Consider the following 21,747-nt stretch of genomic DNA (forward strand, 5'->3'; position numbering starts at 1 on the left):
TGGTCCCGATCGATAACCCCAACGGGTCATACATAAAGCGAATACCTTCGTCGATTGCGGTCGGTGGCCAGCGTTAACGATAACCGCAGGCGCGCTACGACGGTCGGGCACAACCTGATCGGTATGTCCTCGATGCGGTTGTGTCACCGAAGTGATACAGCCGACGTCTTGACAGGTTCGGTCGGCTTCACACCACTGTCAGCGGCAGTGATCGCCTCGGCTGGAATTGGAACGTCGACCCGCCGCTGACCTTGGCTATCGACACCTCAGATAGCTCCGTTGTCGCAGTGTCGGTTTCGGATAGCTCAGCGGTCCAGTCGGTACTGCCCCCGCTGATTCGGACTTCGATATGCGGGTCCACAGCGGTGGCGATGGCCTGCAATGGCTGCACCGACTCCGGCGAGCACAGCGAGATCCAGGCGGCATCGTCGTGGGCCGGTGATTGATGGACACGCAGCTGACCGGATGTTTCCGCGTTGACGTAGCCGAGCGGGTTGAACAGCGGATGCAATTCGAAAACCCGCGACACGCCGTCGATCCCACCGGGTAACGACAGCGCCCGGTGGATGCGCTCGGCGCCGAGCCCGGCCAAGCCGATCAGCTGGCGGGTACCCACCGAGGCGGCCAGCGCGGTGTTCGAGCCTGCGCGTGCGCGGACCGCGACCGCAAAGGACAGGTAGAGCAGATGCATCTGCAGGCACACCTCGTCGGCCATCCGCACCAGCGCCGAGTGGGAAAAGGCGCCGAAGTCGAGGTCGGACACCAGTGGGCCGGAATAGTCGGCCAATCCGTCGTCGGAGCGATCGATCGCATCGAGTTCCCATGTCGCAGCGCGGGTTTGCCGGACGAGCTCCAGCGCGGGGATGCTCTGGGCAGGCGGGTAGGACTCGTCGATGATGACGGTCCACGCGCAGTGCGGATGCCGGTCGGACGGAATGCGGGGTGGCCGATGGATGGGACGCATCTGCGCGCGGGGATTGGTCGCCACCGCGGTAGCGTCGAACGTCGGGTCTTCGATCGTGTGGCACATCCCGAAGACGTACTCGTCGCCCATCGGCTCCACGTCGAGCAGGGCGCCGCAGTGGTCGAGGTGAAATTCGCCGTGCCAACGGTCGTGGATGGTGTAGCGGAAGTCCATGAATTGCGGCGGCGCGCCGATGTCGAGTTGTAGACCCTTGAAGATGGTGGGCACGTCGTCGCCTTCGTAGTTCAGCGCCCGCTGCATCCGGTTGGTGTAGATCGGGCTGGCGCCGGCCCATTCCTCGATGGCGATCTGCACCATCTCTTCGCGGCCGAATTCCTGGATGCACCACGCCATGCCGGAGCGGTCGATCATGTGCCCGATCAGCAACAGCTCGGGCACCAGCACAGCCAGTTCCGCGCGGGACAGCTGTGCGTAGCGGGATTGAGTCACTGTGCAAAAATAGTGCTGACTATGTTATAAAGTCAACAATGTCAGTTGCCGCAGGTCAGAACCGACGCCGGTCCGTCAGCCCCACCCGACGGACGGACGCGCCGCGCAAACGCGGGGATGACACCCGCGCGAAAATCATCGATGAGACGGTCCGCTGCATCGTGGACGAGGGATTCGCCGCTGCGACCGCCAAACATGTCGCCGAACGCGCCGGCGTGACCTGGGGAGTGATCCAATACCACTTCGGCGACCGCAACGGCTTGCTGATGGCCGTCGTCGACGATGGCGTGGCCAAGTTGCTGGCCAGCCTGTCGTCAGCGGACGTCAGCGAACTGCCGCTGCGGGAGCGCATCGAGGTCGTCGTCGACACTGCGTGGAGCTGTTACAGCAGTCCGACATCGATGGCGGCCTTCGAAATCTTGCGGGCCAACCGCGGCGGCCCCGGTGGATCCTCACGGCAGCACCTGCTTGAAATGAATTCAGCGATCACCGAGCTGGGCAGATTGATCACCGATGATCCGGCGAATGATGGTGTAGCCGAAGTGATTTGGGCGACGCTGCGAGGTGTGGTGCTAGCGCAGATGATCGTCGGCACCTCGGTCGACTGGCACCGCGAGCGACGCGCCCTGATCGATATGGTCTCCCACTACCTCACCGCCGGATCTTCGCTGCGAGCGCGTGTGCTGCAATGACCTGATGAGCCCTCACGATCACGCCGCATATCTCGCCGACGTCGCTGCGATCGAACAGGTCAAGTACCGCTATCTGCGTGGACTGGATACCAAACACTGGGACGACTTCGCCGACACGCTGACCGACGACGTCAACGGCGACTACGGGTCGTCGCTCGGCGAGGAGCACCACTTCACCAACCGTGGCGACCTGGTCGAGTTCATGCGCTCGTCGCTGGGGCCGGGCGTTATCACCGAGCACCGGGTGACTCATCCGGAGATCACGGTGACCGGCGATGAGGCGACCGGCGTCTGGTATCTGCAGGACCGCGTGATCGTGGCCGAGTTCAACTTCATGCTGATCGGTGCCGGTTTCTACCGCGACCGTTATCGTCGCACCGCCGATGGTTGGCGGATCAGCGCGACGGGATATGACCGGACCTATGATGCGACGATGTCGTTGGCGAACCTCGACTTCAAGGTGAGGCCCGGTAACGCTCTGGCCTGAATTCGGTTGTGACTCAGGCTTACTGGGTGATCGCGATGACCGCGCCGGGCCGCAGCCACTGGATGATCTGCACCAGCTTGGCGTCGTCGATCGCCACGCAGCCCTCGGTCGCGCCGCCGTCGGTGGTGTGGAAGAAAAACGCAGCGCCTTTGCCCGGCAGACGGTTTGGGTTGACGCCCATCACCACCGCGTGTTTGTACTGCGGAATCTCGAGGTTCTCGCTCGCTCCGGTGTCGAACGGGCACTGAGCTTTCTGGCAGACCTGCATCGTATTGAAAGTCGGGCTGTTGTCATCGCCGTTCCACCAGTGGTTGGACCCGACTTGCACATACTGCAGGCCGCTACCGGGATTGGGTGCAGTCCCGAATGCGAACGGTAAGGAGTAGACCCCCATCGGGGTAGCCGGATAGCCGCTCTTGGCTTGCGGCGCAAGGCCAGCCGATCCGACATGCGCCGGTATGCCGGCCGCTACCGGCTGCCAGCCTGCGGCGTCACGTTGGTAGACGTCGAGTTTTGCGTTCGAACCGCCAACTCCGACAACGGAAACCACCTGGGTCGCGTTGCCGACAGAGGGGGCAAACCAAGGTGCGCCGACTGCACCACCCGTTGGAGCTGCCGCCAGGGTGACGAAAGCAGTGCAAACCGCAGCGCACAGCGAACCCAGCAGTCGGCGCACCCTTTCATGGTCAACGCCGACCAATCCCGACGTCAAGTCAAGGTTTAGCGTCGATCAGATCACCGCGAGGCCGCGACTAAGCGCTGGTCACACGTCGTTGCTGGCTGCGCGGATATTGTTCGTATGCGTCACCCACAGCATCCCGGGGTATAGAAAGCAGTGAATGGCACCGACAGATCGCGGCCGCCCACCGTCGGATGGCGGCAACACGACAAAGCTCGCCGTGGCGAGCGGGGTCGGCGTGCCGCCACTGACGGTATGGCTCGGATCGGCGATGTACACGTTTCCGGTCGACCGGGACGTCATCGTGGGTCGCGACCGCGGCTGCGACATCTGCTTCCAAGACATCAACCCCGACGACCTCACGCTGATATCGCGGGTGCATGCGATCCTGCGGTACGACGGCTCGCACTGGGTCGTTGTCGACAAAAGCCAGAATGGCGTTTACGTCGCAGGCTCCCGCGCCAGTTTGGTGCCCATCCGCGACCGCCTGAGCATCACGCTGGGCAGCCCAAGCGGCCCAAAGCTGACATTCCGGGTCCCCGCGTCGGCGCCGTCGCCGGGACACAACGAGGCCGTAAGCTCCAGCCCGAGGACGGCAGTGTTTCGGCCCGCAGCCCCGCCGCCTCCGCCACCGACACAAACCAGGCCGCCGATCCGTCCGCCCGGACCGCAAACCCATCCGAGCCGACCGGACATGGGCCGACCTGTCAGGGAACCCGGTCGGGTACCAACCCCGCCGCGAACGACGGGTTCACGGGGTACGGCGACGGTCGGCCGCGCGAAGACCAACACCGTCGTCGTCGACGACGCGTTGGCTTCCCGCGTGCACGCGGTGCTGGTATCCAGCCCGGCCGGTCTCGAGATCCGCGACAACAACAGCAGCAACGGCACTTTCGTCAACGGCACCCTGATCACGCACGCGACGTTGCGCGACGGCGACGTCGTCACCATTGGCAATACCGACCTGCTGGCGACCGGCAACACCCTGGTGCCGCAGCCCGCGGCGTCGCGCACGAGCGGGCTCATCGCCCACGGGTTGGCGCTGACCGTTGACGGCCGCCGGCTGTTGGAGGATGTGTCCTTCACCGCAAAGCCGGGGACACTGACGGCGGTGATCGGGCCGTCCGGCGCCGGAAAATCCACCCTGGTCAAGCTGATTGGTGGCGCGCTGCCGCGCAGCGCCGGTGTCGTCGCCTTTGACGGGCACGATGTGCACGCCGAGTACGCCTCGATGCGCTCGCGAATCGGGATGGTGCCGCAGGACGACGTTGTGCACCGCCAGCTCACCGTCGAGCAGGCGCTCAGTTACGCCGCCGAACTGCGACTGCCGACCGACACCTCGATCGAGGATCGCCGGAAGGTGGTCGAGGGCGTGCTCGATGAGCTGGAATTGACCGCCCACAAGAAGACTCGCGTCGACAAGCTGTCCGGCGGACAACGCAAACGCGCGTCGGTGGCGATGGAACTGCTGACCGGCCCGTCGCTGCTGATCCTCGACGAACCGACGTCGGGCCTCGACCCGGCCTTGGACCGGCAGGTGATGACGATGCTGCGCCGGCTGGCCGACGCCGGGCGCGTTGTCATCGTCGTCACGCATTCGCTCACCTACGTCAGCATGTGCGACCAGATCCTGCTGCTGGCGCCCGGCGGCAAGACCGCCTTCGCCGACCCGCCCGCGCAGATCGGTGCGGCGATGGGCAGCACCGATTGGGCCGACATCTTCGCGCGCGTCAGCACCGATCCCGACGGTGTGCACCGGGCATTTCTGGCGCGCCACCCCGCTGCTCCGCGTCGGCCCTCGCCGACCGCCGGCGCAGCACGGCTGGGCAAGCCGCCGCAGACCAGCCGATGGCGTCAGGTCGGGACGTTGGCCCGCCGTCAAGCGCGGCTGATCACCGCCGACCGCGGCTACTTCGCGTTTCTGGCGCTGCTGCCGTTTGTGCTCGGTGTGCTGTCGCTGGCGGTTCCGGGTAACACCGGGCTCGGAAACGCCAACGCGACCGCGCCCGAGGAGCCCATCGACATCCTGATCCTGCTGAACATCGGCGCGGTGTTCATGGGGACCGCACTGACCGTGCGCGACCTGGTCGGCGAGCGGATGATTTTCGAGCGCGAGCGGGCCGTGGGCCTGTCAGCGTCGGCGTACCTGATGGCCAAAGTCCTTGTCTTCAGTGCTGCGGCGCTGATCGACACCGCGGTGATGGTCGCGATCATGACGATCGGGAAAGGCGCGCCGTCGCATGGCGGGGCGCTGTTAGGCCGCGGTGTTCTGGCCGGCGTGGTCGAGTTGTGGCTGACGCTGGCTTTGACGGCGATTACCTCGGCGATGGTGGGGCTGGCGCTGTCATCGCTGGCCCGCTCGACTGAGCAGGTGCTGCCAATGCTCGTTGTGGTCATCATGATCTCGATGGTGTTGGCCGGCGGCCTGATCCCGGTGACCGGGCGGCTGCTGCTGGATCAGATTTCGTGGCTGGTCCCGGCCCGTTGGGGTTTCTCGGCCGCGGCGTCGACCGTGGATCTGAACAATGTCGAGGCGGGCTTGCCCGTCGACCGGTTATGGCGTCATGTGCGGAGCGCGTGGCTGTTCGACATGGGCATGCTCGTGGTGCTGGCCGTTGTTTTCACCGGCATTGTCCGATTCCGACTCCGGTTACGGGCGCGCAGTTAGGCGCAGTGTCGCGGGCTTTCCGGAGCGAATTGCCGTGCGAAATATGGGCGATTCAGCGCTGAATGTCAGATTTGCCACCCGGCGCATTTCCGCCAATCGTGGCCTGACAGCCCGCAATTTGACAGCAGTCAAATGCTTTTCAGGGTCTGCTAATTAATTACGTCGGCACGGAGTATCATTTCTGACCGCAGCAGGCGGCTGGCACAGAATTCCTTCAATGGGGCAGCGTCGGAGATCCGGCGGATGTGCAAATACTGTGCTTAATTACCCGCCTGGTGAATGGTCGGCACTGCTTGTTGAGCCCTAATCGCCAGCCCGCGATCGCGATGCAAATCGTCACGAAGTGACCCGGGGGGCGTCGTTAACCTTGGGGCCCAAGAAGGGTGACTACCACTACCGTTGATCAGCGGTAGCATCCAACAATATGGTCAACCCGCCTTCGACGCCGTCCGCACCACCTCCGTGGCTTCCGGCTGGCGAGCCGAGGCGACCGCGGCGATGGCCGACGGTTGCCTGGCTAGTGGCGATAACACTGGTGGCAGTCGTCGCCATCGTCGGGTGGTTGCGCCCCTTGCAGGACCACAATCCAAGCGGCAGCCCAACCTTCACCGATCAGCAAATCACCAATGCCAAATCAGACGTGTGTGCGGCCTTCGAGAAAGTGCAGCACGCATTGGATCTTGCTAACAGCCACGTAGGAAGCGCCGATTACACCACGCAACTGGCCGCAGCGGCGCTCACGCACGAAACACTGGACGCCGGCAGCCGCTATCTGCTGACGAAGCTCGCAGCAGAGCCCGCCACTCCGCCTGATCTGGCAGCCGCCGTTCGAAATGTGGCAAATGCGGACCAAGAAGCTCTTATTGGTTATTTGAACGGACTTTCCGCGCTTGATCCGGCGATGCAACCCGCTCTGAAAGCCGATGATGAGGCGACGGCGACGGTCCGGCGGTTGTGCAAATGACGGCGCCTGATTATCCGCCCGGTGCATACTCGGCGATGCTCGTCGGTGCGCAGTGGGTAAGCATCACATCGGTCACGGCCCTTACCAATGCTATTGCTAATCGTGAAACGATCCAGGCGAACTTTTCCCAACTTCACGACACGCTCCAGAGTGCCATCACGACTACCCTTGTCGGGCAGGAGGGAATTACCGCCGACGCCATCCGGGATGCTTTTCGTCAGGGCGCCGACCAGGCCGCCAAGGTCGCGGAAAAAAACGGCGCCTACAAAAGAGCGCTACGAGACGCCCTTGACAGCGTGCAACAACTTCGCCACAAACTTACCGACATTGCCAACGATGGCAATAACCAGATAAACGACGAACTTCAATCGAAAGACGACTTAGAGATCAAAGTCGCTAAGATCGCCAAAATCGTCGCCGATTGTCAACGGCAAGCCAACCAAGCCGCCGCAGATTGCGCGTTCAGCATCATTGGCGCTGGCCAAGGTGTCCTCGACGCGCAGGGCACCGAACAGTCGTTTTTCGCGATGGCCCGCGACGCGGGCATAGATCCGAACCAGCAGCCCGACCTGAAGGCCATCGAGGACCAGGTCCGAGGCACGCTCAACCAGCCCGCACAGCTGGGAGCACCCACCAACCCACCAACAGGCGGAGCTCGTGGCGTAGCGCCAACGCCCCCAGCCCCCGCGGGACCGGCGGCCACCAGCACCCCACTAAGGGGCGATGCTGCAAGCGGCGTCGCACCAACGCCCCCAGCTCCCGCCGCAACGGCGGCCACCAGCACCCCACTAACAGGCGCTGGGGCCCGCAGCGTCGAACCAACACCCCAAGCTCCCGCGGCGCTGGGAACCGGAGTAGGCGCGCTAGGCGCCCCTGCGGGATTTGCTGCGCCACCGCCGCTGTCCAACATTCCGTCGGCGCCGCTGGGAGGCGTGCCGCCGGCGTTTGCGGCAAACGCGCCGAACGTGCCACCGGGCTTGAACCCGGGGGCGCCGATGGGCGCCCCTACGACACCGGGGGCGCCTGGCCTGCCCGGGGGGCCGGTGCAAGCAGTAGCACCACAGGTGCCGCCAACTACGCCGGCCGCACCGACGATCCCGGCGACGGCGGGTACACCGGTCACCGTCGGGGACACCCCTCCGCCTACGCCGCAGGCACCCGCCGCGCCCTCGTCGACGGCCTATACCTCCGAGCCGCTTTCAACGATGATGAGCGGACCCGCTCCCGCTCCGTACGCGGTTGCACCCGAGCCAGCGGGTCCGCTGCCCGCCTACGGCTCCGACCTGCGTCCACCGATCGTGACGTCGCCTGCGGCTCCGCCAATCGTGCCTTCGGCCCCGTCAGCGCCGATCAGTCAATCAGTGTCAGCCGCGCCGGGTTCGGCGCCGGTACACCCCTCGGCCGGTGGGGCCGGTGTCGGTCAGCCCACGGCGGTGGCGCGTCAGCCCACGGCCGCGCCGACTGCGGCGCAGACGCCACCCGGCGTCGGGACCCAGGGCGTCTTAGCCACTGCCGGCGGCGCACTGGCCGGGGCGATCTCTGCCGATGCGACGGAGCGAACCCGGTTGCAGCGCCTGCTGGCGGTGGTCACCCGCCAAGAACCCCGGCTGACGTGGGCGATTGGCGATCGCTTAGACGAGACCACCGTGTTGGTGACCGATCTGGCCAGCGGCTGGATCCCGCCGGGTATCGAAATCCCAGCCGCCGTAACACTTCTCGAGCCAGCGCGCCGACGCGGCGATATCGAAACATTGCTGGGCGAGGTCAAGCTAGCCGCCGGCTACGTACCCGGCGACTACCGTCCTGACCCCGACGCCGACGAGCCGGTGCCATCGTCGGCGCGGCCACGGCACGCACCCGAAGTGGAGGAGCTCAGCTGGCAGCTGAGCCAAGCCACCCACTGGCGCGATGGGCTACCGCGGCTCGCGCACACCTTGGCCAGGGCCGCCTCTCGAGGCACCGGGGTACTCGAGTCCGAAGCCGAGCAGCTGCACGAGGCACTGACCACGCTCGCCGATCGCGTGCTGGACCGCTACCCGGATGCCGTCGACGCAGACCAGGTCGGCAATTGGCAGCTGCTGGCGGCCATCGAGGCCCTGGTCGCCGGGGATAAAAGCGCCGCCAATTATCACCTTGCCTGGTTTTTGGCCTGCAATACCGCCGTGCGGGAAAGAGTTGCGCCATGACCGATACCGTCCCACTGGATTAAGCACGGACAGCCGACACCGCAAGGAACAATGCCATGGATCCAAAGCTGGTAGCGATAATTGAAAATTACGCGCGCACACATGGATTGAATCTGCCGCCGCATCAGATCGTCTCCGATATGGTCGCCTCCGGCCCGTCGGGGGTCGAGCAACTCTTGGCGATGTTGGGCATGAGCGTCAACGCCGATGATCCCGCGGACAACACCCAAGCTCAGGCGGGGCAAGCCAAACGCGAAGCCGGACTCAACGCCGCCACCACGCAATTCCCCGCCAACGAGGAAAGTTCGTCCGGGAACCTCGCCGGTGTCGGCGGCAAGGACTCGATGTCAGAGTTGACCCAGTTCACGCAGGCAGCAACGGGGATCGGCCAGAGTCTGACCGGCACCCTCAACGGTCTCCTGCAACCGCTTACCCAAATCGGGCAACAGATCCCGCAGCAAGGTATGCAGGCCATGCAGGCGGCGATGGGCGCGTTCCAGCATGGCGCGGGAAGCGGGGCGGCGGCCGCCGAGGCAATACCCGGCGAGGTGGCCGGTGCGGCCGGCGGACTCGGCGGTGACGCTGCCGAGTTGGCCGGCGCCGCAGGTGGTGCGGGCGGCGGTCTGGCCGCCACGGCTCCCGCCTCACAGCTCGGGCCGCCGCCGATTCCTTCAGCCGGTACTGTCCCGGCGTCGTCGGCCACCATGCCGCCGGTACCGGCGGCTCCACCGGATTCGGGAGGCGTGCCAAAAGGTGGAATGGCCGGCATGCCGATGATGCCGCCCGGTGCGATGGCCGGCGGCGCCGGGGGCGACGGCAAGACCGATACCAAACGCGTTGTGCCGCCCTCGGTGAAGAACGGCGCCCCCGTGCAGGGCCGCATCGCCAGTCCGTCGACTGCACCGGAGGTGGTGAAGCGCGTGGCGGGAAAGCCGGTCGCGGCACGGCGAATACTCGCACCCGATCAGCAACCCGACAACGACGAAGACGGCGACGCCGAGGGCCGCCGCGGCCTGTAGCAGCCACTATCGAGGCCGTGGTCATACTGGGCTGATGGGGGTCTTCGTCCGAAGGCTTTTCGGCATCGGCAAGCTGCCAGCCGACGTGCGCGCCCAGATCGAGGCCGAGGGGCTCACCTACCTCGCCGACTACGTTGCGGTCACCCGGCGGTTCAGCGGCGCCATCCCGGGTCTGCGTTCGGCGCACAGCGTCGCCAGCTACGTCGGATCGGTGGCACTCACCTCGCAACGAGTGCTGGCAACCCTGTCGTCGCTGCCGAAACTGGCCGGCCCCACGGTCGACGTGCGTTGGGACGCACCGCAATCCGGCGCGGCGACGGCGCAGCTCGCCTCGACGGGCCTGCAGATTGATATCGACGTCAGCAGGGTGAACGAAACGTTCACCGGCCACCTGTCACTGCATTACAAAGTCGCCGTTCCCGGCGACGTCCTCGCTGGGTTACCGCGCCGATCGCTGAGCTTCGACATGCCGCCGGAATACGTTTTCCGCGCGGTCGGCGTCACCTACCGGCCATAACGGTCAGCGGCGCAGCCAGGCCGACGACGTCGCCGACAGGTCCGGCCACGGCGGGCGACGCAGCAGAGCCAGACTGGCGAGCACCGCCGATATCAGGCCGGTGATCACCCCGATCAGGGCGATCCGATTCGAGTCGATCGCCGGCACCCAGCGCGCCGTGCCGCCGTGGACGACGAACACACCGACCGGCGTTGCGGTGCCGGCGCGGACCTTGGCAACGGTGATCACCGTGCCGCCGTCAATCGTCCGATAGGGCTCGCCATACACGCGTCCACGAGTGCCGTTGGCGGGTAATTCGTCGAGTGATTCCGGAATTTTCATGAGACCGATCCTTTTCGCCGGTTCTGACAAACGGCAGCGCTCGATGCCAGTCTGGCAGACACGTTGGGCTCCGTTCGCCGCTCCGCACACGATGGTTCCTACGATGGCTATATGGGCGATCACGCGTTTAGTCCGCAGGAGCGGCAGGCGGTGTATCGCGTCATCTCCGAGCGACGAGACATACGCCGGTTCGTGCCTGGCAGCACGGTGCCGGAGGAAGTCATGGCGCGGGTGCTACAGGCGGCGCATGCGGCACCCAACGTCGGCCTTATGCAGCCGTGGCGGTTCATCCGGATCACCGACGAGTCGCTACGACGACGCATCCACGCATTGGTCGACGAGGAACGTCTGCTGACCGCTCACGCACTGGGCCGACGAGAACAGGAGTTTCTGGCGCTGAAGGTCGAAGGCATCCTCGACTGCGCCGAACTGCTGGTGGTGGCGCTATGCGACGGCAGAGACAGCTATGTCTTCGGCCGCCGAACGATGCCGCAGATGGATCTCGCGTCGGTGTCATGCGCGATCCAAAACCTTTGGCTGGCAGCGCGATCCGAAGGCCTGGGCATGGGATGGGTGTCGCTGTTCGACCCGCCCAGACTGGCGGCGTTGTTGTCCATGCCCGAAGATGCCGACCCGGTGGCAATATTGTGCCTCGGCCCGGTACCCGAATTTCCGGATCGTCCCTCGCTGGAATTGGATGGCTGGGCGTTCGGCAGGCCGCTGCCCGAATTCGTTTCGGAGAACGGCTGGGGCAAACAGCCGCAGCAAGGCCAGGCCGTGACTCGAACTCCGGACAGCCAATAGAGCAGGGGTGGCGATCCCCGAGGCGGCCGGGACGCTCGGACTCCGCGTCGAGGTGTTCTGCCCGGCGCATAGCCCGGCAATCGCCGTGGCCCGCGGCGGTTACGATTCCGGAGTGCAACCTCCTCCGGCAGGCTTCCCTCCGCAATGGGACAGTTCGTCAGACAATCCTCGCGAGCACATCGAGCCTGGCTACCGTGACCAGTCGGCCCTCGGAGGCTACGGCCAGCCGGCCGCTCCTACCCACGCCCAGCAACCGCCCTACCCTGGCTACGGCGCGCCGCCTCCCCTCGGACCTGTTTACCCGCCGGCCGGTTACGGTCAGCAGCCCGCGTGGGCCGGCTACGGTGCGCCCGCTATCGCCCCAACTTCCCAGCAGGCCATCAGCTGGATCACCTTTGCCGTCGTCGGGTTGCTCGGGTTGCTTGGCGCGATTCTCACGCTGACGTTGTGGATCAACATGAACAGCGCGGTCAACCGCGCTTCGGACGTGTGTAACCGGTTCGGCGGTGAGTACTCCACGATTTGCCGTGAGCACATCAGACATACCGTGCCCAGCATTCCAGCGACCCTGGTGACCTGCCTGTTCCTCATCATCGGGGCCGGCCTCGCGGCTACCGGCGGCGCCGTAATGCTCTTCCTCAAAAGGCAGATGGGGCAATTTGTGATCCTCGGCGGTGGCATCGTGATGCTGCTGCTGGCGATCGGCTGCGAAGCCCGCTACGGCGCCACCGGCCGACTCACCTATGACCTGATCGCGGGGTTTATCATCGCCGCTGTTGGTGGCCTCATGTTCATCCCCGCATTCCGGATAACCCTGGGCCTGCCGCCGAGGTTGGTCGGCGGCCCTGCACCCGGCGGATTCCCAAGCGGTGGGTCATGGCCGTACGGCCAGCCGCCACCGCCACCGCAAGGCCTGCCCGGTCCGGGCGGTTATCCCCCGCCGCACTGGTGAGTCGCGGGCGTCTAAGTTTGGGCGACACGCCCCGCCATAACTACCAAAACACCGCTGCCGATAACGTCGACGGGACCCGGCAAGCAGAGGAGGTGACGGTAATCGTCGACCAGGAGGCGACCGGTCAGCGGCGCGACAATGTGCTAATCGTGCACTGGCACGATCTGGGCCGGTATCTCGGCGTCTACGGTCATACCGACGTTTCGAGTCCGCGACTCGATCGGCTGGCCGGCGAGGGCATCTTGTTCACCAGAGCACATGCCACGGCCCCGTTGTGCTCGCCGTCGCGCGGATCACTGTTCACCGGCCGCTACCCGCAGAGCAATGGACTGGTCGGCCTGGCCCACCATGGTTGGGAATACCGCTCGGGGGTTCGTACGCTGCCTCAAATCATGTCCGAATATGGCTGGTACTCAGCTCTTTTCGGTATGCAGCACGAGACCTCTCACCCGTCGAGACTGGGCTTCGACGAGTTCGACGTGTCCAACTCCTACTGCGAATACGTGGTCGAACGGGCTCAGCAATGGCTGCGAGACCATGACCCCAGCCGGCCGTTCCTGTTGACGGCCGGCTTTTTCGAGACGCACCGACCCTATCCACGGGAGCGCTACCAACCGGCCGACGCCGCTGGTATCGATCCGCCCGATTATCTGCCCGATACCGTTGCGGTGCGCCAAGATCTGGCCGACTTCTACGGAGCCATCGCCACCGCCGACGCGGCAGTCGGCCAGATCTTGGACACGCTTGCCGCCACCAAGCTTGACGCCAACACGTGGGTGGTCTTCGTCACCGACCATGGTCCGGCCTTCCCGCGCGCGAAATCCACGCTCTACGATGCCGGAACGGGTATCGCGATGATCATCCGCCCGCCCACCAGAATATCAATCGCCCCAGAGGTTTACGACGGTCTGTTCAGCGGCGTGGATTTGGTCCCGACGCTCCTCGACCTCCTCGGCATAGCCGAGCAGAGTGACATCGAGGGCATCTCGCACGCGCGGGCGCTGCTTGCGCCGGACAGCACCACGGCGGTGCGCGATCACGTATACACCGCCAAGACCTATCACGACTCGTTTGATCCGATCCGCGCGATCAGGACGAAAGACTTCAGCTATATCGAGAATTACGCACGCCGGCCGCTACTGGATCTGCCGTGGGACATCGAGGAAAGCCCATCCGGCCAAGCTGTCGCGCCGTTGGTCACCTCCCCACGGCCCGAACGCGAACTCTACGATCTCCGTGCAGATCCCGCCGAGACCAACAACTTACTTCTCGGCGACGGGCTCGACCGCGCCGACGCGATAGCCACCGATCTCGCAGTGCGGCTGCATGATTGGCGTCAGCAGACCGGCGACGTCATACCGTCCGACTTCGCCGGTAGCCGCATCGCAGCTCGCTATACCGAGACGTATTTGCGGATCCACGAAATGACGCCGACCAGTCGATCGGCGATCGCCGTCGACCGCGGAATCGAAGATGGAGTTCAGCGCATCGAGCAATAGTTGCGTTCAGCGTGAACGTAATACGCGTGGACACCACACCACGAAGTGCAGCTAGGCTCACCAGATGCCCGCGCATCCGACGGCCTATCTCGTACTCGCCTCGCAGCGCTGCGGCAGCACGCTGCTGGTCGAATCGCTACGCGCGACGGGCAGCGCCGGCGAGCCGCAGGAGTTCTTCCAGTACCTACCGACTACCGGCATGGCGCCCCAACCGCGACAGTGGTTCGCCGGAACCGAGGACGAAACGATCCTGCGGCTTCTCGATCCGCTGGAGCCGGGCACACCGGATAACGCGTCCGCCGCTGCCTGGCGCGAGCACATCCGGAGCTCCGGCCGGACACCCAACGGTATCTGGGGCGGCAAGTTGATGTGGAACCAGACGCCGCTGCTGCGGCAACGGGCGGCGGGATTACCCGCCCGGTCCGGGGACAGTCTGCGGGCAGCGATTCGGGACGTGATTGGAAGCGAACCCGTGTACGTGCACGTATACCGGCCAGATGTAGTTTCGCAGGCGGTGTCGTTCTGGCGGGCGGTGCAGACTCAGGTCTGGCGGGGCCGCCCAGATCCTGAGCGCGATTCACGGGCCGCGTACCACGCCGGTGCCATCGCCCATATCGTCAGGGGTCTGCGGGATCAGGAGGAGGGCTGGAATAACTGGTTCGCCGAAGAGCAGATCGACCCAATTGATGTGGCCTATCCGGTGCTGTGGCGCAATCTGACCTCGATCGTCGCCACGATTTTGGAGGCCGTCGGCCAAGATCCAGGGTTGGCGCCGGCGCCGGTGCTGGAACGTCAGGCCGATCAGCGCTCCGACGAATGGGTCGATCGCTACCGCGACGACGCACAGCGATTGGGACTACCGGAGTAACTGGTTAGCCGCCTACCCGGGCGACGATGAACACTCGCCGGAACGGGAAGAACGTGGTCCCGTCATGCCGGGGCGGGTAGGCATCAGCAAGCAGTGGGATGAGCTCCTCGCGAAACCGTTCGTACTCCTGCTCGTTGAGCCGTTCACGCACCGGCAACAGCGCGGTGCCGCTGATCCAGTCCAGGACTGGATGCTCGCCGGTCAGCTGGTGGACGTAGGTGGTTTCCCAGGCGTCGACGGTGCAGCCGGCGTCGATCAGGAGCTCGGCATAGTGCGCTGGCGTATCGACGACGCTCCCCACCCGAAACGGAGTGTCACGCAGGGTCTTTGCGTATGGCTCGCGACGGGCCACAGCGCGCGCCGAAGAGTGCGATGGGGTCTCGAAGTTCCCGGGCATCTGAATAGCGATCCACGCTCCCGCGGCCAGCTGGCCGGCCCATCGGACGATCAGCTCGCCGTGTTCGGGCACCCAATGCAGGGCGGCATTGCTGAGTATGACGTCGGTATCGGGCTGCGGCGTCCAGGTTCTCAGATCTCCCACGGCGGCATCCACGCCGCGCTCGCGGGCGGCGGCGACCATTTCCGGCGAGCTGTCCAGCGCCTCGACCACCGCGTCCGGCCAGCGCCGAGCCAGCTGCAGGGTCAGGTTGCCCGCGCCGCAGCCTAGGTCGACCACCCGACGTGGCTGCTGGGCACCCACCCGGGACAGTAAGTCGTAGAACGGCCGGGCGCGCTGATCGGCGAAGGCCAGGTAGACGTCTGGTTCCCACATATTGGTCCTCCTCATCAACGGCCCGCGAGGCGCCTGATAGACAAACCGTATTACCCGCAGCTTGCCGGACGAGTCGAGGATGGCCGATGACCGACGAAGACGAGGTCGCGCAGGTCCGACAGATCTGGTCTGCACTGGACCTGCCCGGCGTGATCGACGTGCACACCCACTTCATGCCGAAATCGGTCCTGGACAAGGTGTGGCACTACTTCGATTCCGCCGGCCCGCTGGTGGGTCGCGAATGGCCGATCAGCTATCGGGCGGCGGAATCCCGACGAGTACAGCTGCTGCGGCGGTTCGGCGTGCGCAACTTCACCGCATTGGTCTATCCGCACAAGCCGCAGATGGCGGCGTGGCTGAACCAGTGGGCTGCCCAGTTCGCCAAATCGACGCCGGATTGCCTTGCCACTGCGACGTTTTACCCTGAGTCAGGTGCCGGAGACTACGTTGAGACGGCGATCCGCGACGGCACCCAAGTCTTCAAGGTACATGTCCAGGTAGGTCGGTACGAGCCGAACGACCCACTCCTCGACCATGTTTGGGGAGTCATCGAGGACGCCCGGGTACCGGTGGTCATTCATTGCGGCTCTGGGCCGGTGCCGGGCGAACACACCGGGCCTGAGCCGATACGTCGGCTGCTGAGCCGCTATCCGCGCCTGCGGCTGATCGTTGCACACCTGGGAATGCCGGAGTATGCCGAGTTTCTCGACATCTGCGAGAGTTCAGCCGACGTTCGGCTAGACACCACAATGGCTTTCACCCCGTTCGTCGACGAGGTGATGCCGTTCCCGCCGTCTCAGCTACCCCGACTGCGGCAGGTCGGCGACCGCATCTTGTTCGGCAGCGACTTCCCCAACATCCCGTACAGCTACGTCGACGCAATGCGGTCAATCACTAACCTGCCCGGTGCCGACGATGAGTGGCTGCGGAAGGTGTTCTATCGGAACGCTGCCGACCTGTTCCATCCGGCCGGCGCCGTCCGCTAGCCACCGGCTGCAGTGCGACGGCGCTGGGCCAGCGCAGCCGCGCCAGTAGCAGGGCTTCGGGTAGATCGACATGACCGTCAAGCTGTTGACTCGACAACGGGTGCAACGCCGTCAGTGCCGGCCGTTGATTACCAGCCTGCGAAATCAGCCCGGGCAATGGTCCGCCCGCAGCGGGAGGGGCGTCGGTATGGAATGCGCAGGCGACGGCCAGCTTCTGCTCGTCGCCTGCACCGGTGAGCTCCAACGCCGTCCATGCTTCGCGGACCGGGTATGACCAGATCGCCGCGAGAGTGTTCGCCAACGCGGTGTCGGCCTTAACCTGGTACGCCGCAACATAATCCGCGCTCTTGTGTTGGACACCGTGCCAGGTTTCGTGGGCCGACCGAGCGTAGAGCCCTGGAACATCTTCGGGTTCGGCGATGGTAGCCGTCCACCCGCTCTCACGGAGGTGATCGGCGAGTCGGCGCGCTGCGACCTCGGCGGTCTGGTGCAGCGGAATTTGCGGCGAACGGGCCTGCAGCGCCGCGAGGTTGTCGGCGGCCGAAAATGTCAGTCCAATCCAGGTCTCCCGTTCGCGCACAACGGTATCGGACGTTGAGTCGCGACTGGTAACGCGGATGGCGTCCGCGTGCAGGCCGTAGCGGTCGGCGTAGCCGGCGATCAGTGGCAACGGCAGCACATCGGGACTCGACTCCGGCGGTGTGACACGCAGCAGCGCGGTAGTCCGTGCGTCGGTGACGGATTCGTCAGCCAGGCGCGCACCGCGGCTGTGACGCCGCATCGCCAACCGACGGCCCAGAATCGTCGTCACCGCCAGTCCACGCCACCGGGCCAGCAGCGTGATTACCACGATGACCGCGATTCCGAGCACCCAACGCTCGCGTGCCGACTGCCACGGGAAGCCCATGGCCGCGGCCACGACAGCCAGTGCCACCAACGTGATTCGTCCAGTGGGCGGCGTCAGGGATTGATGCGGGCTCACGGTGTGGGCTCCTTTCGTCGGCGCGCGGCGATCGAGGTGACAGCCACGACGGCCAAAATCAGGGCAGCGGTGCCGGCGAATGCGACGATCCGCGGCGTGGGGCTCTTCGGTGCCGGTTCCGGCGGCGGCGCAAGCTGTTTCACCGGCGCACCGGGATTAGTGCTGGCGGGCAGCTGCCAGGTCAGGGCCGCAACGGGATCCAGGGTGCCGGCGCCGACGACGTTGGACGGCGCACGGGCACCGTTGTGCGCGGTTGCGGTGATGCGCTGTATCACCTGGCTCGCGTTGAGTTGCGGGTACTTGCTGCGAATCAGCGCCGCAGCACCGGATACGTAACCGGCCGCGTAATCGGTCCCGTTGAGCGGGACCAACTGCTGGCGTTGGTTGGGCAGCCCGTTGGCGAGCCCGCCGTCGTCGCGGTTACTTACCGAAGCGATGTTCTCGCCGGGCGCCGCGATACCCACCCACGGGCCGGCCATCGTGAATTTCGACGGCTGGGCGTCGGGCGTCAGCGAGGCCACCGACAGCACGTAGGGCTGCCACCAGGAGGGCACCGACACCGTCGTCACAGCTGCCCAGTTGCGCGGATCGTCGGGACGTCCCAAGTCGGTCAGCGGGTTCGATTCACACGATGCTGCACCGGAACCCCAACCGGCGGAACCACTGTCGCCGGCCGCAGCCACGATGACCGTGTCCTTGTCCACCGCCGCGTAACGGATCGCGGCACCGAGTTCGGCCTGGTCGACGTTGCGATCGGCAGGCAGGCAGGTGATCGCGGAGATGTCGATCACCCGGGCGCCCAGGTCGGCCGCATGGACGATCGCGCGGCTCAGCGCGGCCACGTCGCCGGCCGCACGTGCCAGCGTCGGATCGCCGCCCGGAGTCCGCGGCGAGAACTTCGCTGACGTCACGCGCAAAGACACCAGCCGGGCCGCAGGCGCGATTCCGGCGAAACCGTCGTTGCCGGGCTGGCCGGCAATCAGCCCGGCGACCAGCGTGCCGTGCCCGTCACAGTCGGTAAGGCCATCGGTCGATTCGACATAGTCGCCACCCGGCTGCACACCGGGCAGCCGCGGCCCCGGCCGCACTCCGCTGTCCAAGACCGCCACCAGCTGCCCTTCGCCACGGGAAAACCGCCACGCCGCAGACGGATCCATCATCCGCTGGTCGGCCGTCACCACCCCGGGATCGCTGCCGGGGATGACACCGGAGCTCGTGCAATCGCCGCTCTTCTGCATCGGCTGCACCGGACCCGGGGCACCCTTGGGCGGAGCAGCGCCGGGGTCGACCTTTGGCTGGCTGATCGCCAGAGCCGGTGGACAGGTCGACAACACGGCAGCCATAACCGCTGCGAAGCAACCGCATCGCCGCAAGGCGCGGGCAGAGCTCATCGATTGAGCACCAAGCTGAACAGTCCGACCAGGTACGCGATAACAGGTATCAGCGAGGCGTCGATTCCCGACGCGACGAAACCCAGCAGTCGGCGCACCGGCAACGAGTAAGTGTCCGGTGAAGCAATCAGCGGGTTCAGCGCGACCATCACCCACGCCAACACCAATGCCGCAAGCACTATTACAGCGATGAGCGCGGCCGGGTAACGGGCGGTCGCGGTGTAGAACACCACCAAGACCACGCTCACCAAGTAGGGCTGAGCCAGCAGCCAGGCTTTGCATGCGGCCGAGTCCCATACCCGGGCCCGCAACGCAGCCGCCGCAGAGGTCGCGGCTACCACGTACCAGCCCCAGGCGGCCAATGTTTCCGGACGCAATGCGATCGTGACCGACCCGATCGCGCTGAGCAGCACGGCCCCCGCGATGAAACCGGTTTGGTGCGCGTCGCTGATCCGTACCCGTCGCGGCAGGTCCTGCAGTACCCGCAACGACGGTGCTGACGGGGTGGGATCCCCGGGTGCGGGGATGACCGGCAGCGGGAATCGCGCCCACAGCGCGGATAGTTGAGCGGCCTCGACAGTGACCAACAGTGCGACCACGATCAGCAGGCAGCCAAGGGTCACCAGCGGCAGTTGCCACAGCGACGCCGCGCCCGCAGCCAACAGCGCACCCACGCCGAGCACCGCCGTAGCAGTGAAAACCGCTATCGCGCTGCCACCTTCGCGGCGAGGAAGGACGAGGTTGATCAGCGACCACGCGGCCACCCCGGCGGAGGCCAGCGTCACTTGCGCCGCGCCAAAGCTTCCCGGTACGACCAAAGCCAACGCCGCGACGATGGGCACTAGCGCGGCGACCGAGAGGACCGCGCCCGCACGGGGTGAGCGGTATACGAAGCCGGCCAGCGCAGCGAGCACCGCGACCGCGCCGACGGCGAACAGCCCGGCCGGCGCGCCGGTGAGCACTCGGTGGGTAGCGGCCAGGCCGGTTGCGGCCCAGACCAATCCGACGACCGCGGCCAGCGCGCCGTACTGAATGTGGGCGATGCCCCAGGGCTTCAATCGGGATGCCGAGAAGATCACCGCCGCGTCGGCGATGTCCTCGACGATGCCCGGCGCGGCCGTCCCGGCGGGGATCGGTTGCAAAGCCAGCAGATCACCATCGACGACGCCGACGGTGTCGAGACTGGCGTCGAGGCTGAACGGCGCCCCGCCGATCGGGGCAAGGCTGAGCCGAGCGGGGGTCACCGGACCGGTAGCGGCGCCGTCGTCGCCGGCCCCATCCGCCTCGCCGTCCCCGACCGTGGGGACCACCAAACGCTCCACCGCCGGGAGGATTTCGCGCAGCGGCAGCTCCGCGGGCAGCGCTATCTCGGTCAGCCGACTGTCGGAGAGGATGGCGACCCGCACTATGGGCATCACAGCGCTGGACATCACCGGCTCCTCAGGCTTTGGGGGGACATTCGTTCTCTTTCTCTTGGTGAACAGTGGTTGCTATGGGAAGGCTCAGACGGCCGGCTAGTTGGACTGCACACTGAAATCTCGGGACAGTCGATTACCCGGGAACCACTCGGCATCCGGCAACTGCGCGGTGAGCTGCTCGACAGCGAGGGCGATCGCAAACGCGGTTCCGGGCCGAAATGTCGAAATCCATTCGCCGTCGAAGGCGCGTGACGGGGTGACCAGCACTCTGCCCGCGGCGGTGTCGACGATGCTCACGCCAACCTCGGTACTGGCGTGCTGTCCGTCGTGGCGGCAGCCGGCGACGATCTCAACGTAGCTGCGCGGCCCGCTGAACACCGACTCCACCACCGAACGTGCTGACTGCGGGATGCCCAGGTAGTCAAGGACTTCGGCGAGCGAGCCACCGTTGCGCAGCCGCTCGTCGGCCCGCGCGCCCACCCGTGCAGGCAGGTTGAATTCATCGAAGCGCGCGGGCGGACGCTGCGCCAATCCGACACTCAGCACCGGCACCAGCGCCCGGGCGTCGTCGATGTCCATCGCCGTGAACGTCACCAGCTGCGCGTTACGCAGCGCGACAATGGTTTTTTTGGTTTCACCACCGCGCCGCGCGATGATCCCGCGCAGCAGGTCGTCGGTACCAGAGGCCTGGCGGGATCCCACGTAGCGCAGATCCAGCCAGCGGTCCGGAAAGCACACCTGCCGGATCCAGTCGGCCACCGCCGGGTTGACAACACCGCTGGCGGACATCATCCCCATCCGGGTCAGCTCGGCGGCCTGACGTTCGATAAACGCGCCGCGCTCACCCGCGTCGGTATATGGCATGGTGATCGCCAAGACCCATGGGAACGTCCCCGCTCCAACAGTTTCGGCGATAAACCATGCCTGTTCGACGGTGAGCTCGACGGCGTTAGGCGCAGCAGCCATCCAGCCTTGCCTTCGATCGGGCTAGCCGCCCCATTTGGCGCCTTCGGCTTGGTCGCGGGCCAGCATCGAGGTGGTGTTGTTCTCGTGGGTGCCGGCCATCGCACGGTAGGCCAACACCAGTTGCTCCATGGCCTGGTTCCACTGGGCCTGCCAAGCCTGATA

General features: G+C 65.8%; 20 protein-coding genes and 1 pseudogene. 12 read left to right on the forward strand and 9 right to left on the reverse strand.

Annotation, left to right across the window (positions count from 1 at the left end):
* Positions 1-187: 187 nt before the first annotated feature.
* Positions 188-1,414, reverse strand: a complete 1,227-nt coding sequence (locus VNW74_RS31135) for a hypothetical protein (protein ID WP_325684130.1) — start codon at positions 1,412-1,414, stop codon at positions 188-190.
* Positions 1,415-1,452: 38 nt separating this feature from the next.
* Here VNW74_RS31135 and VNW74_RS31140 point away from each other — a divergent pair, with 38 nt between their 5' ends.
* Positions 1,453-2,106, forward strand: coding sequence for a TetR/AcrR family transcriptional regulator (locus VNW74_RS31140; RefSeq protein ID WP_325684132.1), 654 nt, complete (start codon positions 1,453-1,455; stop codon positions 2,104-2,106).
* 4 nt (positions 2,107-2,110) lie between these two features.
* Positions 2,111-2,593, forward strand: a complete 483-nt coding sequence (locus tag VNW74_RS31145) for a nuclear transport factor 2 family protein (RefSeq protein ID WP_414686829.1) — start codon at positions 2,111-2,113, stop codon at positions 2,591-2,593.
* Positions 2,594-2,612: 19 nt separating this feature from the next.
* Here VNW74_RS31145 and VNW74_RS31150 read toward each other — a convergent pair whose 3' ends face one another.
* Complete coding sequence (locus VNW74_RS31150; protein WP_325684136.1) at positions 2,613-3,269, reverse strand: L,D-transpeptidase; 657 nt, start codon at positions 3,267-3,269, stop codon at positions 2,613-2,615.
* Between the two features lie 163 nt (positions 3,270-3,432).
* On the opposite strand from VNW74_RS31150, the gene VNW74_RS31155 reads away from it, so the two are divergent.
* From VNW74_RS31155 to VNW74_RS31175, 5 genes are all read left to right on the forward strand, one after another.
* Positions 3,433-5,940 (forward strand): ATP-binding cassette domain-containing protein, encoded by a 2,508-nt coding sequence (locus VNW74_RS31155; RefSeq protein ID WP_325684138.1) that lies wholly within the window; start codon positions 3,433-3,435, stop codon positions 5,938-5,940.
* Between the two features lie 520 nt (positions 5,941-6,460).
* Positions 6,461-6,904, forward strand: coding sequence for a hypothetical protein (locus VNW74_RS31160; protein WP_325684140.1), 444 nt, complete (start codon positions 6,461-6,463; stop codon positions 6,902-6,904).
* Positions 6,901-9,090, forward strand: a complete 2,190-nt coding sequence (locus VNW74_RS31165) for a DUF5632 domain-containing protein (protein WP_325684142.1) — start codon at positions 6,901-6,903, stop codon at positions 9,088-9,090. The genes VNW74_RS31160 and VNW74_RS31165 overlap by 4 nt, the downstream gene beginning before the upstream one ends.
* Before the next feature lie 56 nt (positions 9,091-9,146).
* Positions 9,147-10,109, forward strand: coding sequence for a hypothetical protein (locus VNW74_RS31170; RefSeq protein ID WP_325684144.1), 963 nt, complete (start codon positions 9,147-9,149; stop codon positions 10,107-10,109).
* A gap of 34 nt (positions 10,110-10,143) precedes the next feature.
* Positions 10,144-10,626: a hypothetical protein gene (locus VNW74_RS31175; protein WP_325684146.1), complete on the forward strand. Its 483-nt coding sequence runs from the start codon at positions 10,144-10,146 to the stop codon at positions 10,624-10,626.
* 3 nt (positions 10,627-10,629) lie between these two features.
* Here VNW74_RS31175 and VNW74_RS31180 read toward each other — a convergent pair whose 3' ends face one another.
* Positions 10,630-10,947: a hypothetical protein gene (locus tag VNW74_RS31180; protein WP_325684148.1), complete on the reverse strand. Its 318-nt coding sequence runs from the start codon at positions 10,945-10,947 to the stop codon at positions 10,630-10,632.
* A gap of 111 nt (positions 10,948-11,058) precedes the next feature.
* Here VNW74_RS31180 and bluB point away from each other — a divergent pair, with 111 nt between their 5' ends.
* The 4 genes from bluB (at position 11,059) to stf0 (ending at position 15,070) form a co-directional block, all read left to right on the forward strand.
* Positions 11,059-11,751, forward strand: a complete 693-nt coding sequence (gene bluB / locus VNW74_RS31185) for a 5,6-dimethylbenzimidazole synthase (protein WP_325684150.1) — start codon at positions 11,059-11,061, stop codon at positions 11,749-11,751.
* A 7-nt stretch (positions 11,752-11,758) separates the two neighbouring features.
* A complete protein-coding gene (locus VNW74_RS31190) occupies positions 11,759-12,703 on the forward strand; it encodes a hypothetical protein (RefSeq protein WP_325684152.1) in 945 nt (314 codons plus the stop codon).
* A gap of 101 nt (positions 12,704-12,804) precedes the next feature.
* The gene (locus VNW74_RS31195) at positions 12,805-14,202 is read left to right on the forward strand and encodes a sulfatase (protein WP_325684168.1); all 1,398 of its coding nucleotides are present in this window, start codon (positions 12,805-12,807) and stop codon (positions 14,200-14,202) included.
* 64 nt (positions 14,203-14,266) lie between these two features.
* On the forward strand, positions 14,267-15,070 hold the full coding sequence (gene stf0, locus VNW74_RS31200) for a trehalose 2-sulfotransferase (protein WP_325684154.1): 804 nt from the start codon (positions 14,267-14,269) through the stop codon (positions 15,068-15,070).
* A gap of 4 nt (positions 15,071-15,074) precedes the next feature.
* On the opposite strand, the gene VNW74_RS31205 is transcribed toward stf0, so the two are convergent.
* A complete protein-coding gene (locus VNW74_RS31205; protein WP_325684156.1) occupies positions 15,075-15,842 on the reverse strand; it encodes a trans-aconitate 2-methyltransferase in 768 nt (255 codons plus the stop codon).
* Between the two features lie 86 nt (positions 15,843-15,928).
* Between VNW74_RS31205 and VNW74_RS31210 the strand changes: the two genes are divergently transcribed.
* A complete protein-coding gene (locus VNW74_RS31210; protein ID WP_325684158.1) occupies positions 15,929-16,828 on the forward strand; it encodes an amidohydrolase family protein in 900 nt (299 codons plus the stop codon).
* On the opposite strand, the gene eccE is transcribed toward VNW74_RS31210, so the two are convergent.
* The 5 genes and pseudogenes from eccE to VNW74_RS31235 all read right to left on the reverse strand — a co-directional run.
* Positions 16,737-17,810 carry a type VII secretion protein EccE gene (gene eccE / locus VNW74_RS31215; protein ID WP_325684160.1) on the reverse strand — a complete coding sequence of 358 codons (1,074 nt, stop codon included), beginning with the start codon at positions 17,808-17,810 and terminating at the stop codon, positions 16,737-16,739. The two genes, VNW74_RS31210 and eccE, sit on opposite strands and share 92 nt — an antisense overlap.
* Positions 17,807-19,201, reverse strand: coding sequence for a type VII secretion-associated serine protease mycosin (mycP, locus tag VNW74_RS31220; RefSeq protein ID WP_414686830.1), 1,395 nt, complete (start codon positions 19,199-19,201; stop codon positions 17,807-17,809). Before mycP ends, eccE begins: the two co-directional genes overlap by 4 nt.
* Entirely contained in the window at positions 19,198-20,631 is a 1,434-nt protein-coding gene (gene eccD, locus VNW74_RS31225) for a type VII secretion integral membrane protein EccD (protein ID WP_325684164.1), read from the reverse strand. Before eccD ends, mycP begins: the two co-directional genes overlap by 4 nt.
* 84 nt (positions 20,632-20,715) lie before the next feature.
* Positions 20,716-21,585: an ESX secretion-associated protein EspG gene (locus VNW74_RS31230; RefSeq protein ID WP_325684166.1), complete on the reverse strand. Its 870-nt coding sequence runs from the start codon at positions 21,583-21,585 to the stop codon at positions 20,716-20,718.
* Between the two features lie 21 nt (positions 21,586-21,606).
* A pseudogene (locus tag VNW74_RS31235) lies at positions 21,607-21,747 on the reverse strand (WXG100 family type VII secretion target); the annotation flags it as partial.

Source organism: Mycobacterium sp., assembly GCF_035570115.1.
GTDB lineage: Bacteria > Actinomycetota > Actinomycetes > Mycobacteriales > Mycobacteriaceae > Mycobacterium.

Excerpts from the sequence above, each read along its gene's own strand:
- VNW74_RS31165 (WP_325684142.1), top strand. The coding sequence starts at position 6,901 with ATGACGGCGCCTGATTATCCGCCCGGTGCATACTCGGCGATGCTCGTC.
- VNW74_RS31175 (WP_325684146.1), top strand. The coding sequence starts at position 10,144 with ATGGGGGTCTTCGTCCGAAGGCTTTTCGGCATCGGCAAGCTGCCAGCC.
- VNW74_RS31210 (WP_325684158.1), top strand. The coding sequence starts at position 15,929 with ATGACCGACGAAGACGAGGTCGCGCAGGTCCGACAGATCTGGTCTGCA.
- VNW74_RS31180 (WP_325684148.1), bottom strand. The coding sequence starts at position 10,947 with ATGAAAATTCCGGAATCACTCGACGAATTACCCGCCAACGGCACTCGT.
- VNW74_RS31140 (WP_325684132.1), top strand. The coding sequence starts at position 1,453 with ATGTCAGTTGCCGCAGGTCAGAACCGACGCCGGTCCGTCAGCCCCACC.
- VNW74_RS31155 (WP_325684138.1), top strand. The coding sequence starts at position 3,433 with ATGGCACCGACAGATCGCGGCCGCCCACCGTCGGATGGCGGCAACACG.
- stf0 (WP_325684154.1), top strand. The coding sequence starts at position 14,267 with ATGCCCGCGCATCCGACGGCCTATCTCGTACTCGCCTCGCAGCGCTGC.
- VNW74_RS31230 (WP_325684166.1), bottom strand. The coding sequence starts at position 21,585 with ATGGCTGCTGCGCCTAACGCCGTCGAGCTCACCGTCGAACAGGCATGG.
- VNW74_RS31145 (WP_414686829.1), top strand. The coding sequence starts at position 2,111 with ATGAGCCCTCACGATCACGCCGCATATCTCGCCGACGTCGCTGCGATC.
- VNW74_RS31205 (WP_325684156.1), bottom strand. The coding sequence starts at position 15,842 with ATGTGGGAACCAGACGTCTACCTGGCCTTCGCCGATCAGCGCGCCCGG.
- VNW74_RS31170 (WP_325684144.1), top strand. The coding sequence starts at position 9,147 with ATGGATCCAAAGCTGGTAGCGATAATTGAAAATTACGCGCGCACACAT.
- bluB (WP_325684150.1), top strand. The coding sequence starts at position 11,059 with ATGGGCGATCACGCGTTTAGTCCGCAGGAGCGGCAGGCGGTGTATCGC.
- eccD (WP_325684164.1), bottom strand. The coding sequence starts at position 20,631 with ATGTCCAGCGCTGTGATGCCCATAGTGCGGGTCGCCATCCTCTCCGAC.
- mycP (WP_414686830.1), bottom strand. The coding sequence starts at position 19,201 with ATGAGCTCTGCCCGCGCCTTGCGGCGATGCGGTTGCTTCGCAGCGGTT.